This window comes from Streptomyces sp. MB09-02B, assembly GCF_033794485.1.
GTDB lineage: Bacteria > Actinomycetota > Actinomycetes > Streptomycetales > Streptomycetaceae > Streptomyces.
Genome location: NZ_JARGEE010000980.1, coordinates 1 through 686 on the forward strand (window position 1 = coordinate 1; position 686 = coordinate 686).

Sequence of the window (686 nt, forward strand, 5' to 3'; positions counted from 1 at the left end):
CCGGGAGTTTTTTTAAAGCACCAGCCCCTCCTTCTCCAGCCGCTCCACCAACCGGGCCACCGACTCCCCGTCCCCGGTCACCACCTTCTGACAGGGGGAGGAGTGCACTGCGATCTGAACCCCCGGGAAGTCCCTTTCCAGCAGGGCGAGTTCGGTGTCGTCGAGGTCCACCACCGCCATCGCCCCGCCCCGCAGCCCGCTGAGCAGCCGGGCCCTTACGGCCACCACCCGGGCCGCGTCCGACACCTCCAGCGCGCCCGCGCACACCGCCGCGGCCACCTCGCCCAAGGAGTGCCCGATGACGGCGGCGGGCTCGACCCCGTACGCGCGCCACAACTCCGCCAGGGCCAACTGCACGCCCAGGAGCACGGGTTGGGCCACTTCCAGGCGGTCGAGGTCGTTGCCGGAGGCCAGGTGGTCGTAGAGCGAGAGCCCGCATGCGGGGGCCAGTTGTCCGTCCAGTTTCTCCACGGCCGCGGCGAAAGCGGGCTCCTCGGTGAGGAGCCGGCGTCCCATGCCGGTCCACTGGCTGCCGTATCCGGAGAACACCCACACCGGCCCGCGCCCGACGACATCCCGGTCGCCCACCAGCACCCGCCCATGGGGTCGTCCCGCTGCCAACGCTCGCAGCGCGTCCGTCAGTTCGGCACGGTCCACGGAGACGACCGCCGCCCGCAGGGGCCCCC

General features: G+C 72.2%; 1 protein-coding gene. It reads right to left on the reverse strand.

The window, feature by feature from the left end; genetic code table 11:
• Positions 1–12: 12 nt before the first annotated feature.
• Positions 13–686, reverse strand: a 674-nt coding sequence (locus P1P70_RS45445) for an acyltransferase domain-containing protein (RefSeq protein ID WP_319248456.1), incomplete at its 5' end; no start/stop codon positions are given.